This is a genomic window from Shouchella clausii, from assembly GCF_002250115.1.
Lineage (GTDB): Bacteria > Bacillota > Bacilli > Bacillales > Bacillaceae_D > Shouchella > Shouchella clausii.
The window spans coordinates 464,680-477,324 of the sequence record NZ_CP019985.1 but is presented as its reverse complement, the minus strand read 5'-3'; the positions used below and the strand labels follow the sequence as shown (position 1 = coordinate 477,324).

Genomic DNA, 12,645 nt, shown 5'->3' with positions numbered 1-12,645 from the left:
GACGGCTTTTTATTTTGCCGACATGCTGCCATGGCCATTCACGCCGCCAAGGGCTGTAATCACAGTGGTAGCAAAGCCAGTACCAATGACGGCGATCGCCGATAAGATGATCTCATCGTGTGTCACAATGGGAATGCCAGCTACGACTGCTCCTAAATCAAAACCGACAATTAAGACACCGACATTCCATTTTGTTTTAGCAGCAATCATCTGTGCCAGCAAGTCAAAGCCCCCAGTGCTAATATCTAGGAGAAACATAATACCAGCGCCTATTCCGAGCATCAGGCCACCAATGATGGCGCTAGGAAGTGGAGGCAAAAGGGGGGTAGCCGGTATGTAAGCGGCAAAGTAATCGATCATTAAGGAAGAAACGATGACGCCTACTAGTGAGTTGTAGAAAAACGGCCTATAGTATATCCAAGCAAGAATGTAAATGGGAATGCTGACGACGATTATGGTCATACCGACTGGAAAATCCCAGATGTAATGGGCGATCAATCCGACGCCAATAATGCCGCCGTCTAGCAAATGGTAGGAAACAAAAAATAAGTTAATCCCAAGGCTAATTAGCAAACAGCCTACAAACAACACAATTACGTAACGAAGTCCTTTTATCACCCTATCACCCTCACCCACTCAGTAGCCAAGCTTTCTTTCATCCTATGCGGACAAACGTATCGCTATGACGGGTGATCTGTGATGAGTGTTTAAGGACATTTAGCCCCTTATAACTGAATGGTTCCCAATAGAATAATGGCAATAATCGCTGCAAGCACCCATAACACTTTTTTCAATTTCCGATTGCTATTTGCACGTTTCCAGCGCTCAGGATCAAATTGGACTTCATCGTCGTCAAAATAAGCGCGGCGAACACGGCTGGTCGCTTGCTGGCTATAAAAAGGACGAGCTCCTCTTAGAAAGGAAGGTGCTAGTAGGAAGCCAAATAACAGTCCGAATAAGTGGGCGAAAATGTTAATATGGGCACCGACAAAAGTCATGATCACAGAAATAACAATGATCGGAAAAATCGTTTGCCCTGATTGGCTATCCATTAAATCTTTACGGTAAAGGTACATAAACAAGAAGACGCCAAATAAGCCAAAGATGGAGCCCGACGCACCGACGTGGGTATAGCTTGGCGATTCTAAAAACAAAGTCGCCACGTTTGCCAATACGCCTGAAAGGAGATAAATGGTTATAAATTTTCGTTTTCCAAGCATCACTTCAAGAGCAGGAGCGAAAATGAGCAAAGCGAACATGTTTGAAAACAAATGGAACAGCCCGCCATGCAAAAAGATCGGCGTCACAAGGCGCCAGTACTCGCCAGCGAAAATCGCTGCATTCCATCCCATCCCAGAATAGTGAAGCCAGCCCCCGTAAGGTATAATGAGGAAGAGGAAATAAATGATCACATTGGTTGCTATAATGGCGGTGATCACAGGGTAGTTGCGAATATAGCTCGAAAAGGTTTCGTTGCGGTGAAACATGGGATTCCCCCTTTTTGGTGATTAGCCGTATAAGGTATCATGACCATCATGAACTAGTCTCATTATAGCAGCTTGCGCCTTGTGCCGCATAACTGGACAGAATGATAAACAGGTGGTGTGCAAATGATTGTTGGCATTGGCATTGATTTAATTGAACTAAAGCGAATCGAGGCTGCTTTTGCGAGACAGCCTCGTTTCCCAGGCCGGGTATTGACTTCTTATGAACAAGAGCAAATGGCACAGCTAGCGCCGAACCGCCAAATTGAATATTTGGCAGGCCGTTTTGCTGCAAAGGAAGCATTTGCGAAAGCGAAAGGGACTGGAATTGGCGCCGGCCTTTCTTGGCATGATATTGAAATCCGCACTGAAGGCAGTGGAAAACCGTATATTGTGGTAAACGACGACAGCGCCCGTGTCCACCTTTCCATTACACATTCAAAAGAATACGCTGCTGCACAAGTCGTCATTGAAACATAAAAATGCTACTTGTCAATACTCGTCTGCATATTGACGTCATTCGGCTCATATAGTTTACAGCAACAGGGCAATGGACTCGCCGTCCATGCCTAAAGTGAGCCGAAGGGGTGAAGGTAGGCATGAAGAAGACGAAATCATGGCTGGCCATGGTTGCTGTCCTAATGGTAGTCGTATTGGCAGCGTGTGGAGAAAAATCGCAAGAGGATGTTTTAAACGACGTAGAAGAGGCTCTAGAAAATACGGAGAGCTACAAGTCAAAAGCGACGATGGTGCTGGAAACGGGCCAAGAACCACAGACGTATGATGTAGAAGTGTGGCAAAAAGATAACGCTTATTACAAAGTTGATTTAAAAAATGCGAAAAATGAACAAAGTCAAATCATCTTAAAAAATGACGACGGCGTGTTCGTTTTGACGCCAGCACTAAACAAAACATTCCGTTTCCAAAGCGATTGGCCCAAAACGAGCAGCCAAGCTTATCTGTATGAATCGCTTTTAAAGGATATTAGCCTTGACGCTGATGTCATGTTTTCACAAGACGAAAACCATTATGTCTTTAAAACAGCGACAACGTATCAAAACAAAAACTTAAACAGCCAAGAAATCAGGTTAAATAAAAAAGATTTAGCGCCTGTTTCCGTTAAGATTATGGATGCGGATAACAATGTGCTAGTCGACTTGACGTTTACTGAATTCGAGAAAAATCCAGAGCTGTCAAATGAAGACTTTAATACAGAAAAAACAATGGATGGCGCGCAAATGTCCGAACCGACAATGGCTACTCCTGAAGAAGAGGAGGAAATTTCGATTCGCTACCCGATGTTTATCCCGGATGGAGTCGACGGTGAGCCTAAATTGGAGACCGTCGAAACAGGCGAGCGTACAGCTTATGTGCAACAATATTCTGGCGATAAGCCTTTTACACTGATTCAAGAGAAGAGCACAATCGTCCCAGCGACAACAGCGCCGCTAAATTTAGTAAAGGGAGAACCAGTTGACCTCGGTTTCACGATTGGAATCCAATCGGCTGACCGTATTATGTGGTCCCATGAAGGCATCGACTACTCCCTGATTTCAGAGAGCTTGTCAGAAGAAGAGATGGCCGATGTTGCCCGCTCTGTTTACGCCACGACCGAAAAGTAACCGATGTCTACAGTCTGAAGCCACGAGCGAACTCGTGGCTTTTTTATATATAAACAAAAAGACGTTGTTGCCAAAGAACACCGTTCGACAATTTTCCATTGAGCTCTTATACTAGGGTAAGAACTTGAACTGTCCTGGAGGTAATTAGATGGATCGAACGGCACTCCCTTTCTTTAGGGATACATGGGTTGAGGTTGATTTGGATGCGATTTCGAGCAATGTTTCGTCGCTAGCGCGCTTTTATAAAAGCCAAGGCCACGATGTCGCCATTATGGCAGTTGTAAAAGCGAACGCCTATGGCCACGGGGCTATAGCCGTTGCTAAGGAGGCGCTTGCTGCTGGAGCGACCTTTCTCGGCGTTGCTTTATTAGACGAAGCATTGGAACTAAGAAAGGCAGGCATTCAGGCGCCGGTCCTTGTTCTTGGCAAAACACGCCCAGAAAATGCAGAGCTTGCCCGCTCTGAGCGGATCTCGGTAACTGTATTTGAGCAGGAATGGCTAGAAGAGGCTACACGGTTTCTGGCAAAAACACGAAACGATCCACTCCGTATCCATGTCAAAATGGACACGGGCATGGGCCGCCTAGGCCAACAAACGGTTGAAAAGACGATCGCCGTTGTCTGTGCTGCGCAAAAAATAGGTGTTGTTGAAGGGCTGTTTACCCATTTTGCCACTGCCGACGAGCTCGATCATACGTATTACCGAAAACAGCAAGAACGGTTTGCAGCATGTGTTGACAAATTGGAAGAAGCAAGAGTTTCGATTCCGTTCATTCACACTGGCAATAGCGCAGCGAGCATGCGCTATCCAGGCGATATGTACAATATGGTGCGTTTCGGCATTTCCATGTATGGACTTACCCCTTCATTAGAAATAAAACAAGTACTGCCATTCAAGCTGACTCCAGCCTTATCGCTAAAAACAAAAACGGTTTTCACGAAGCTTATTCAAAAAGGGGACGCTGTCAGTTACGGAGCTACTTATCAAGCAGAAGCACCGACATGGATTGCGACGTTGCCAATTGGCTATGCTGATGGCTGGGCAAGGCAAAACAGTACGAAAGGCGGGTATGCACTCGTCAATGGGCAAAAAGCGCGCTTTGCGGGGAGAATCTGTATGGACCAATGCATGATTGAACTTGCTGAGCCAGTGCCAAATGGTACAACGGTTACTCTTGTAGGCAAAGACGGCCAAGAGAAAATTGAGCTTGATGACGTCGCAAAGCGGCTTGATACGATTAATTATGAAGCTGCCTGTATGCTCAATCCTCGCTTGCCCCGTATTTACGTAAAAAACGGCAAATATCAATCTGTGCAAATAGAATCAAGGGTTATGCATAAAATAGAAGAGCAAGGGAAAAATGACCAACAGAATGGATAATGGCTAAATAGCAAAGCAAGATTTTGAAAAAGAGCTTTGCAAAGACCTATTGGCAATGCTATGATAAATGATGTATAACTTGCGGCGAAATGTCGGACGTAAAAATGAATTGCCTAAATAGGCCTTACACTGATTAAATGAGGTGGATGCTGTGCTTGAGCAGGAAAAGTGGGACAACGAAGAAAACAGCAATAAGCGTGCAAAACTAAAAGCTGAAATTCGTGAGTCTATGCAACAAGGCTATATGGAGATGGCGAAAATCAATCTTACAATTGCATCAGAAGCCTTTCTTGCTGAGGAGGAAGCGAATCATACGCTGACGCGTCTCGTTAGTGGGGTGTAGCGATGTGATAGTCAAACGCGGCGATGTGTATTTTGCAGATCTCTCCCCCGTTGTCGGCTCAGAACAAGGTGGGGTCAGGCCTGTACTCATCATACAAAATAATATCGGTAACCGATTTAGCCCGACAGTGATCGTAGCAGCCATTACAGCCCAAATCCAAAAAGCAAAACTCCCAACACACGTGGAAATCAATGCGAGCAAATATGGGTTCGACCGGGATTCGGTCATTCTTCTTGAGCAAGTACGCACGATTGACAAACAACGACTGACAGATAAAATTACCCATCTTGACGAAAAAATGATGAGGTCTGTTGACAAGGCACTCACGATCAGTTTGGGATTAATTGATTTTTAACCCAATTAAGTATAAAAAGAGGATGGCAACCATCTATTTGGTGTGCATCACAAATTTTTTTCAGGCAATTCCCTGTACATGGTAGTGACCCTAAAAGGTTAGATTTTTCACGCTAACTTGGGGCAGCACTCGTACAGGGTTTTTTATTTGCCATTTATAAGGACGATTCCTTAAAATGTGGAATTGTCAAACACTGAGAAAAACGATCGCTAAAAACGATTAATCTTTGCATGGGATGTCGACTCATGAAATAATAGCAGTAAGAGAAATACAGGGTGAAAGGGGAAGGCTATGCAATCGTTTATTGCTTCTTATCTTTTAAAAAACCGAGCAAAACTTCTTGAAGAATGGGGAAAAGAATGGGCGAAGCTTCGTTCAGAGAGCGATTTGCTAACGCAACCTGACGATGCGTTTGAACATACGAACAAAAAACTAATGGAATTGGTGCTGTCTACGGCTGAAGGGCATAAAGACAGTTATTACGCGGAATTAAAGGAGCATGTCGACCGTTTTATTCAAAATGGCGGTTCACTGATCTTATTTTCAAAATCGATGCATTTGTTTAGGAAGGTATGCCAAAGGTTCGTATTAGCGTCTGATTTAAAAGAAAGTCAGGCGGTGGAAATGTTAGCGGAATTAAATGAATGGATTGATGAACGGACGGATCGAATTGTAAACGATTATGCGGGGAATTGGGAACATACGATCGAAATGCAGAAGCTTTCGCTGTTAGAGTTGTCCGCTCCGCTGATTCCTGTTTTTGAAGGGATTACGGTGATGCCGTTAATCGGAACGATTGACACAGCGAGAGCGAAACTGATCATGGAAAATTTGCTTGAAGGCGTGATCGAACACCGGTCAAAAGTCGTTTTAATTGATATTACAGGTGTCCCGGTTGTCGATACAATGGTTGCCCAACATATCATTGAAGCTTCCGAAGCTGTCCGTTTAATTGGAGCGAAGGCTGTATTAGTAGGCATTCGCCCTGAAATTGCCCAGACAATTGTCAACTTGGGCATTGACTTGGCTAGATTTCCAACGCAGAGCACACTACGCAAAGGAGTTGTGTTGGCCTTAGAAATGACAGGAAAGAAAGTGGTCGATTTATGATGGGAGGGGGAAATGCAATGAGGATTCCGATTCTCAAGCTCAATCAATATTTATTAATCAGCATCCAAATTGAGTTAGATGACCAAACAGCCCTCCAATTCCAGGAGGATCTGCTTGAAAAAATCCACGAAGAAGGTTCAAAAGGAGTCGTTATCGATTTAACAAGTGTCGATATGATTGACTCGTTCATTGCCAAAGTACTTGGCGATGTTGTCGACATGTCCAATTTGATGGGGGCTCGTGTCGTATTGACCGGCATTCGTCCTGCTGTCGCCATTACATTAATTGATATGGGAATCAAATTAGAAGGTGTTTCAACCGCGTTAGATCTTGAACAGGGACTCGCAAGCTTGCAACAGGAATTGGAGGGTTAGAGATGGATATCCAATCCTGTGTGGAAGTAAAAAATGAATGGGGAATCGTCGCTGCTAGGCAGGCAGGGCGCGACCTTTCACGCCAAATCGGTTTTGGCAGTGTAGATCAAGCTCGGATCACGACAGCCATTTCTGAACTTGCACGAAACATTTATTTGTATGCGAAGCGGGGAGAAATTCGCCTTGAATTGGTGGAAAAGCCCTCCAAACTCGGGATAATCAAAGGCATTCGTGTGATTGCGAAAGATGACGGCCCGGGCATTCAAGATATACGGCAAGTGATGGTAGACGGATTTACGACTTCCAGCGGCCTAGGGGCAGGTTTGCCTGGCGTGAAAAGGCTTATGGATGAATTTACAATTGATTCAGAAATAGGCGTAGGAACAACGATCACGGCAACAAAATGGGCCCAAGTGAGGGGGCATGTGAGATAGATGTCTGTTGTAGACTATAAGTTACAGCTTTCCTATAAGCGCATCTTAAAAGACTTTTTAGAGAACAAATCGGAACAAAGTCTGTACGAGGCGCAAAAAGTAAGCAAGTTTTTGTTGGAGCAAAAAATTTCGCCTGAAGAATTTGTCAGCATCCATTTTAAAGTGTTGACAGAAATGCTCCCACAAATGGACGAGCAAATTCAAGATTCATTTGTTCTCCTTTTAGAAGTCATGATGGGGTACGGGCTTGCTTATCAAGAACATCAAATATTAAGGAACCGGCAGCAAGAACTTGAGTCAGAAATTGATGTTGCAGCTAGTATGCAGCAGACCCTTCTCCCGCAAGAAAAGCCAAAAACAGAATTTCTTGATGTCGGTGTTGTTTGTGAACCAGCAAAGAAAATGAGCGGCGATTATTACCATTATGTACATGAGGATGACAAAGGGCTGGGCATGGCTATTGCCGATATCATTGGCAAAGGCGTGCCAGCGGCTCTTTGCATGTCTATGATCAAATATGCGATGGACAGTTTGCCATCTGAGCAGCAACTCCAACCTTCGCTTTTACTTGAGAACTTAAACCGTGTTGTCGCCCAAAACGTCGGAGACAGCATGTTTATTACAATGATGTACGGGTATTATAACAGAACGACTGGTGATTTCCACTATTCAGGTGCAGGCCACGAACCAGGTTTTTTTTACAGCGTGGCCAACGACGCATTTGAAGAATTGCACGCCAAAGGGCTCGTATTAGGCGTGTCCCGCCAAACCAAATATAGAGAATATACGCGTCATTTGGATGTAGGCGATTTTATTGTGCTTCTGTCTGATGGTGTAACAGAATGCCGTATAGGCGACGAGTTTATTGAGCGGGAAGAAATCACAAAATTAATTCGGAAATACATGCATTTAACCGCGCAAGAAACGGTCAACCGCGTTTATGAGGAACTGGTAAAAATTCAAGACTTTGTATTACGTGATGATTTTACGCTTATTCTTTTGCGGAGAACCGTTTAAAAATAGAAGTATCCGGGTATGAAAGAGAAATGGAACTTAATTGCTTGAGGAGGACGGTTTACATATGAACCTTACAATACGATCAGAACAAACAGACAACGCCCATCATATTTACCTTGCTGGCGAGATTGATGCTTATACAGCTCCTCAACTACGTGAATCTCTCATCCCTCTAGCAAAGGAAAAAGGTATTGAGCTGACGATTCATTTTAATGAGGTTGAATATATTGACAGTACGGGACTTGGTGTTTTTGTTGGTGTGTTGAAAACAACGGATGCAAATGGCAGCAACTTAAAGCTTTGTGGCATGTCCAGTCGAGTTAGGCGGCTTTTTTCGATAACGGGACTCGATGAAGTGATTACGATTGAAGAAGTGAAGGAGGGGCAGAGTTAATGGAACAACATGACCGGATCCACGTGGAGCTCCCTGCCAAGCCCGAATACGTCAGCATTGCACGCTTAACTGTTTCTGGCGTCGCGAACCGTCTTGGTTTTGCTTACGACGACATTGAAGACATTAAGATCGCGGTTGCCGAGGCATGTACGAATGTCGTAGAGCACGCCTATTCCGAAGGTGGATCGATTTATTTAGCTTGTTATATTTATGACGATCGAATTCAAGTAGTCGTTGCCGATCAAGGCAAGAGTTTTGACATTCAAGATGTGGAAAGTCGACTAGGCCCAGTAGATGCACAAAAGCCAGTTGGAGATTTGAAGGAAGGAGGGCTTGGTTTATTCCTCATCAGCAGTTTAATGGATAAAGTTGAAATCAATGAAGATAACGGCGTGATGCTCGTCATGACAAAGTATCTTTACGAGAGTGGGGTGGAGGAAAGTGTCGACGGAATCTCTTCCTTACAGTCAGAACAAGGATGATATCTATCTTTGGATTGAACAATACCAAAAAACTGGAAGTGAAGAAGCCCAAATCAAATTGGTAAACCATTTTGAAGCGCTTGTCCGCTCCCTTTCAAGGAAGTTTTCAAAAGGGCGGGAATACGATGAAGACTTGTATCAAGTCGGCATGGTCGGCCTTCTCGCCGCAATGAAACGTTATAACGAAGACTATGGCAGAAGCTTTGAATCGTTCGCTGTTCCTACAGTGGTAGGAGAGATTAAACGGTTTATTCGCGACAAAACATGGAGTGTCCATGTACCGCGCCGCATCAAAGAGCTGGGTCCGAAAATTAAGAAAGCAGCGGATACGCTAACCATTGAGTTGCAACGTTCCCCTTATGTTCATGAAATTGCCGAGTACCTTCAAGTTACAGAGGAAGAAGTGCTTGAGACAATGGAAATGAGCAAAAGCTACCAAGCACTATCCGTCAATCGCCCTCTTGAGGCAGACCAAGAAGGTGGGGAAGTGACGCTCCTTGATCTCGTTGGCAATGAAGAGGCTGGCTATGAGCAAGCTGATCAAAAATTATTGCTTGAAAAAGCGTTTGAAGTGCTAAACGAACGGGAAAAGGACATCCTTCAATGCACCTATTATGAGAATTTAAGCCAAAAAGAGACTGGCGAAAAATTGGGCATTTCACAAATGCATGTATCCCGTTTGCAGCGCCGTGCACTTCAAAAACTGCGCGACTCCATACGTGTGGAGCCTACGGAGATTTTCTGAAATGCTTACGTATTTTAAAGACCAATATACGGATATTGCGACTGTCCAGCAAATCAAACCAGGCAATGCCGTTTGCGGCGACGGGCATATGGTGATCCAAAAAGGCACATACACAGTATGTGCCGTTGTCGATGGTTTAGGGAGCGGCCAAGGGGCATACCATTCTACTATAACGGCACTAGAAGCGGTGCAAACGTATCATGCTGAATCTGTCGATGTGATTCTTGAACATTGCAATAGGGCTTTAACTCATCAACGGGGCGCTGTTATTACAGTCATTAAAATTGATTACAAAAGCAACATCCTCCATTATGCAAACTTCGGAAACATTGGCTTTGTCTTGTTCCATCCTGACGGCTCGTTTATTCAGCCAATGCCGGCGCGAGGTTATTTGTGTGGCCGCAAAAGCCAAATCAAAAGCGACAAGTTCTTATATTCTCCTGGTAGCGCCTTTATGATCTATACAGATGGCGTCGACCAGCTTCCGCCAAAACAAGCGTTAATTGATCAGAGTGGCTTATACAACGTAAGTGAGAACGTGGTGGCAGCCAAACGGTTTAATCAAAAAGATGACGCCACGTTAATGGTCGGCAAATTTAGAGTGCCTGCTGTGGTACATAGGGGATAGGGCGATAAGCGAAAAGAAACACCTTACAGGGCGAGGTGTTTCTTTTTTGTTTATTTGCTTTTGTGCTATGATAAACGGAGATTGGAGGACGGTAAGGCAATGGAGGAATTGGTAAACGAAACGGTAACGGAAACAGGCTTAGCGCCGAAACAAGTTAGGCAAGTTGTCGAGTTGTTAAAGGAAGGCAATACGGTCCCTTTTATTGCTCGATACCGGAAAGAACAAACAGGCGGTCTTGACGAATTGCAAATCAAAGCAATCGCCGATGCGCATGAATATGCTGAAAACGTCATGCAACGGCGGGAAGAAGTGCTACGCCTCATTGATGAGCAAGGCAAATTGACAGCCGAATTAAAGGCGCAAATTAAAGCGGCTCGAAAGCTGCAAACATTAGAAGACTTATACCGGCCATATAAACAAAAGCGGCGCACTCGGGCAACCGCAGCAAAAGAAAAAGGGCTTGAGCCATTGGCGCAAGAAATAATGTCTTTCCCGAGAGAATTTCCGCTAGAAACAGCGACAACGCCCTTTATCAATCAAGAATTAGGAGTGCCAGACAGTGAAACGGCAATCGCTGGCGCGAAAGATATACTAGCAGAGATGTTTGCCGAAGACCCAGAAGTGCGGTCAAGGCTCCGTGAACGGGCTTTAAAGCAAGCGACAGTTGAAACAAGCCGAAAAAATGGCGGCGCAGAAGATGAAAAAAGCGTCTACGCCCTTTATTATGATTTTCAAGAGCCTATTAAAAAAATGGTGCCTCACCGGACACTCGCCGTTAACCGCGGTGAGCGAGAAGAGGTATTGCGCGTTCACGTACGCTTCCCAAGCGATGCCTTTATCGACCAAATCAAACGCCTCATCATCAAAAAGCATGGTTCACCTGTTGTTCCCATTGTCGAAGAGGCGATTGAAGATGCATACAAGCGTTTGGTTGAGCCTTCACTAGAAAGGGAAGTACGGGCATTTTTGACTGAAAAAGCGGAAGAGCAGGCGATCACGATTTTCGCAGAAAATGTAAAGCAACTGCTCTTGCAGCCGCCGATGAAAGGCAAAGTCGTGTTAGGCATCGATCCAGCTTTTCGGACAGGCTGCAAATGGGCGGTTGTAGATGCTACAGGCAAAGCACTTGAAGTAGGGGTCATGTATCCAACAGCGCCACACCATAAAACAGAAGAAGCAGCAGCGATCATACGGAATGTGACGACAAAATATGGCGTCAAAATGATTGCCATCGGCAACGGAACAGCTTCCCGTGAAACCGAGCAATTTGTCGCAAGTACGATTAAAGAGATCGATGATACGCTTTACTATTGTATCGTCAACGAAGCGGGGGCGAGCGTCTACTCTGCTTCTGAAATTGCCCGCGCAGAATTCCCTGATCTCCAAGTCGAGCAGCGGAGCGCGATCTCGATTGCCCGTCGCCTGCAAGACCCGTTGGCGGAGCTAGTCAAAATTGATCCAAAATCGGTTGGCGTCGGCCAATACCAACATGATGTGTCACAGAAAAAGCTAAATGAATCGCTTGCTTTTGTCGTGGAAACAGCCGTCAACCGTGTCGGCGTCAATGTCAATACCGCTTCAGCAGCATTGCTTTCTTATGTGGCTGGGCTTAATAAAACGCAAGCGACTAACATTGTTGCCTATCGAGACGAACACGGGCCATTTACAACAAGAACAGCGTTAAAGAGCGTTCCCCGTTTAGGCGCCAAAACATATGAGCAATGCATTGGCTTTTTACGTGTCCCAGACGGCAAAAATCGATTAGATGCGACGGCCATTCACCCAGAAAGCTACAACGAGGCGAAAAAACTCCTTCAGTATGTAGAGGCCGAGCAAAAAGACATTGGCACAGACAAATTAAAACAAAGACTAAACAGTCTCAATCAAGGCGAATTAGCAGAAACACTTGACATTGGCACGTTAACATTAGCCGATATTATCGACGCACTTGCCCGTCCGAACCGAGACCCACGGGATGAATTAGCAGCGCCACAGTTAAAACAAGATGTTTTGAAAATGGAGGACTTGGAGGAAGGCATGGAACTTCAAGGAACTGTGCGCAATATCGTCGATTTTGGCGCTTTTGTCGATATTGGCGTCAAACAGGACGGTCTCGTGCACGTTTCCAAATTGGCGGACCGCTACATCAAACACCCTATGGAAGTTGTATCCATTGGCGACGTTGTTACTGTTTGGGTAGAGGGCGTTGATGAGAAAAAAGGACGCATCAGCCTGACAATGAAGGCACCGGTTGTTGTCTAACTGCATGTAGGGAG

16 protein-coding genes are annotated in these 12,645 nt (G+C 45.0%); 14 read left to right on the top strand and 2 right to left on the bottom strand.

Annotated elements, in window-relative coordinates:
• Positions 1-9: 9 nt before the first annotated feature.
• Both BC8716_RS02345 and BC8716_RS02340 read right to left on the bottom strand, forming a co-directional pair.
• Positions 10-618 (bottom strand): YitT family protein, encoded by a 609-nt coding sequence (locus tag BC8716_RS02345; protein ID WP_245850099.1) that lies wholly within the window; start codon positions 616-618, stop codon positions 10-12.
• A 107-nt stretch (positions 619-725) separates the two neighbouring features.
• Positions 726-1,487 carry a rhomboid family intramembrane serine protease gene (locus tag BC8716_RS02340; protein ID WP_094423754.1) on the bottom strand — a complete coding sequence of 254 codons (762 nt, stop codon included), beginning with the start codon at positions 1,485-1,487 and terminating at the stop codon, positions 726-728.
• Between the two features lie 123 nt (positions 1,488-1,610).
• Here BC8716_RS02340 and acpS point away from each other — a divergent pair, with 123 nt between their 5' ends.
• The 14 genes from acpS to BC8716_RS02270 all read left to right on the top strand — a co-directional run bounded on the left by acpS (position 1,611) and on the right by BC8716_RS02270 (position 12,631).
• The gene (gene acpS, locus BC8716_RS02335) at positions 1,611-1,964 is read left to right on the top strand and encodes a holo-ACP synthase (protein ID WP_094423753.1); all 354 of its coding nucleotides are present in this window, start codon (positions 1,611-1,613) and stop codon (positions 1,962-1,964) included.
• A 119-nt stretch (positions 1,965-2,083) separates the two neighbouring features.
• Positions 2,084-3,106, top strand: coding sequence for a LolA family protein (locus tag BC8716_RS02330; protein WP_094423752.1), 1,023 nt, complete (start codon positions 2,084-2,086; stop codon positions 3,104-3,106).
• 148 nt (positions 3,107-3,254) lie between these two features.
• The gene (alr, locus tag BC8716_RS02325; RefSeq protein WP_094423751.1) at positions 3,255-4,487 is read left to right on the top strand and encodes an alanine racemase; all 1,233 of its coding nucleotides are present in this window, start codon (positions 3,255-3,257) and stop codon (positions 4,485-4,487) included.
• A gap of 142 nt (positions 4,488-4,629) precedes the next feature.
• Positions 4,630-4,830 (top strand): hypothetical protein, encoded by a 201-nt coding sequence (locus tag BC8716_RS02320; RefSeq protein WP_050748939.1) that lies wholly within the window; start codon positions 4,630-4,632, stop codon positions 4,828-4,830.
• Positions 4,831-4,834: 4 nt separating this feature from the next.
• Positions 4,835-5,185, top strand: coding sequence for a type II toxin-antitoxin system PemK/MazF family toxin (locus BC8716_RS02315; RefSeq protein ID WP_062751375.1), 351 nt, complete (start codon positions 4,835-4,837; stop codon positions 5,183-5,185).
• A gap of 291 nt (positions 5,186-5,476) precedes the next feature.
• On the top strand, positions 5,477-6,295 hold the full coding sequence (rsbRA, locus tag BC8716_RS02310) for an RsbT co-antagonist protein RsbRA (protein ID WP_094423750.1): 819 nt from the start codon (positions 5,477-5,479) through the stop codon (positions 6,293-6,295).
• A 17-nt stretch (positions 6,296-6,312) separates the two neighbouring features.
• Positions 6,313-6,669, top strand: coding sequence for an STAS domain-containing protein (locus tag BC8716_RS02305; protein WP_094423749.1), 357 nt, complete (start codon positions 6,313-6,315; stop codon positions 6,667-6,669).
• Positions 6,670-6,671: 2 nt separating this feature from the next.
• Positions 6,672-7,103, top strand: a complete 432-nt coding sequence (locus tag BC8716_RS02300; protein ID WP_094423748.1) for an anti-sigma regulatory factor — start codon at positions 6,672-6,674, stop codon at positions 7,101-7,103.
• A complete protein-coding gene (locus BC8716_RS02295; protein ID WP_094423747.1) occupies positions 7,104-8,120 on the top strand; it encodes a PP2C family protein-serine/threonine phosphatase in 1,017 nt (338 codons plus the stop codon). It begins immediately after the preceding gene.
• 64 nt (positions 8,121-8,184) lie between these two features.
• Positions 8,185-8,514, top strand: coding sequence for an STAS domain-containing protein (locus BC8716_RS02290; protein ID WP_094423746.1), 330 nt, complete (start codon positions 8,185-8,187; stop codon positions 8,512-8,514).
• A complete protein-coding gene (gene rsbW / locus BC8716_RS02285) occupies positions 8,514-8,996 on the top strand; it encodes an anti-sigma B factor RsbW (protein ID WP_094423745.1) in 483 nt (160 codons plus the stop codon). The genes BC8716_RS02290 and rsbW overlap by 1 nt, the downstream gene beginning before the upstream one ends.
• Complete coding sequence (gene sigB, locus BC8716_RS02280) at positions 8,956-9,741, top strand: RNA polymerase sigma factor SigB (RefSeq protein ID WP_011245671.1); 786 nt, start codon at positions 8,956-8,958, stop codon at positions 9,739-9,741. The genes rsbW and sigB overlap by 41 nt, the downstream gene beginning before the upstream one ends.
• A 1-nt stretch (position 9,742) precedes the next feature.
• Entirely contained in the window at positions 9,743-10,369 is a 627-nt protein-coding gene (locus tag BC8716_RS02275; protein WP_157730333.1) for a SpoIIE family protein phosphatase, read from the top strand.
• 99 nt (positions 10,370-10,468) lie between these two features.
• Positions 10,469-12,631, top strand: a complete 2,163-nt coding sequence (locus tag BC8716_RS02270; protein WP_094423743.1) for a Tex family protein — start codon at positions 10,469-10,471, stop codon at positions 12,629-12,631.
• Positions 12,632-12,645: the final 14 nt, after the last annotated feature.

Coding starts and splice junctions, on each gene's coding strand:
- BC8716_RS02340 (WP_094423754.1), bottom strand. CDS start 1,487: ATGTTTCACCGCAACGAAACCTTTTCGAGCTATATTCGCAACTACCCT.
- acpS (WP_094423753.1), top strand. CDS start 1,611: ATGATTGTTGGCATTGGCATTGATTTAATTGAACTAAAGCGAATCGAG.
- BC8716_RS02330 (WP_094423752.1), top strand. CDS start 2,084: ATGAAGAAGACGAAATCATGGCTGGCCATGGTTGCTGTCCTAATGGTA.
- alr (WP_094423751.1), top strand. CDS start 3,255: ATGGATCGAACGGCACTCCCTTTCTTTAGGGATACATGGGTTGAGGTT.
- rsbRA (WP_094423750.1), top strand. CDS start 5,477: ATGCAATCGTTTATTGCTTCTTATCTTTTAAAAAACCGAGCAAAACTT.
- BC8716_RS02305 (WP_094423749.1), top strand. CDS start 6,313: ATGAGGATTCCGATTCTCAAGCTCAATCAATATTTATTAATCAGCATC.
- BC8716_RS02300 (WP_094423748.1), top strand. CDS start 6,672: ATGGATATCCAATCCTGTGTGGAAGTAAAAAATGAATGGGGAATCGTC.
- BC8716_RS02295 (WP_094423747.1), top strand. CDS start 7,104: ATGTCTGTTGTAGACTATAAGTTACAGCTTTCCTATAAGCGCATCTTA.
- BC8716_RS02290 (WP_094423746.1), top strand. CDS start 8,185: ATGAACCTTACAATACGATCAGAACAAACAGACAACGCCCATCATATT.
- rsbW (WP_094423745.1), top strand. CDS start 8,514: ATGGAACAACATGACCGGATCCACGTGGAGCTCCCTGCCAAGCCCGAA.
- BC8716_RS02275 (WP_157730333.1), top strand. CDS start 9,743: ATGCTTACGTATTTTAAAGACCAATATACGGATATTGCGACTGTCCAG.
- BC8716_RS02270 (WP_094423743.1), top strand. CDS start 10,469: ATGGAGGAATTGGTAAACGAAACGGTAACGGAAACAGGCTTAGCGCCG.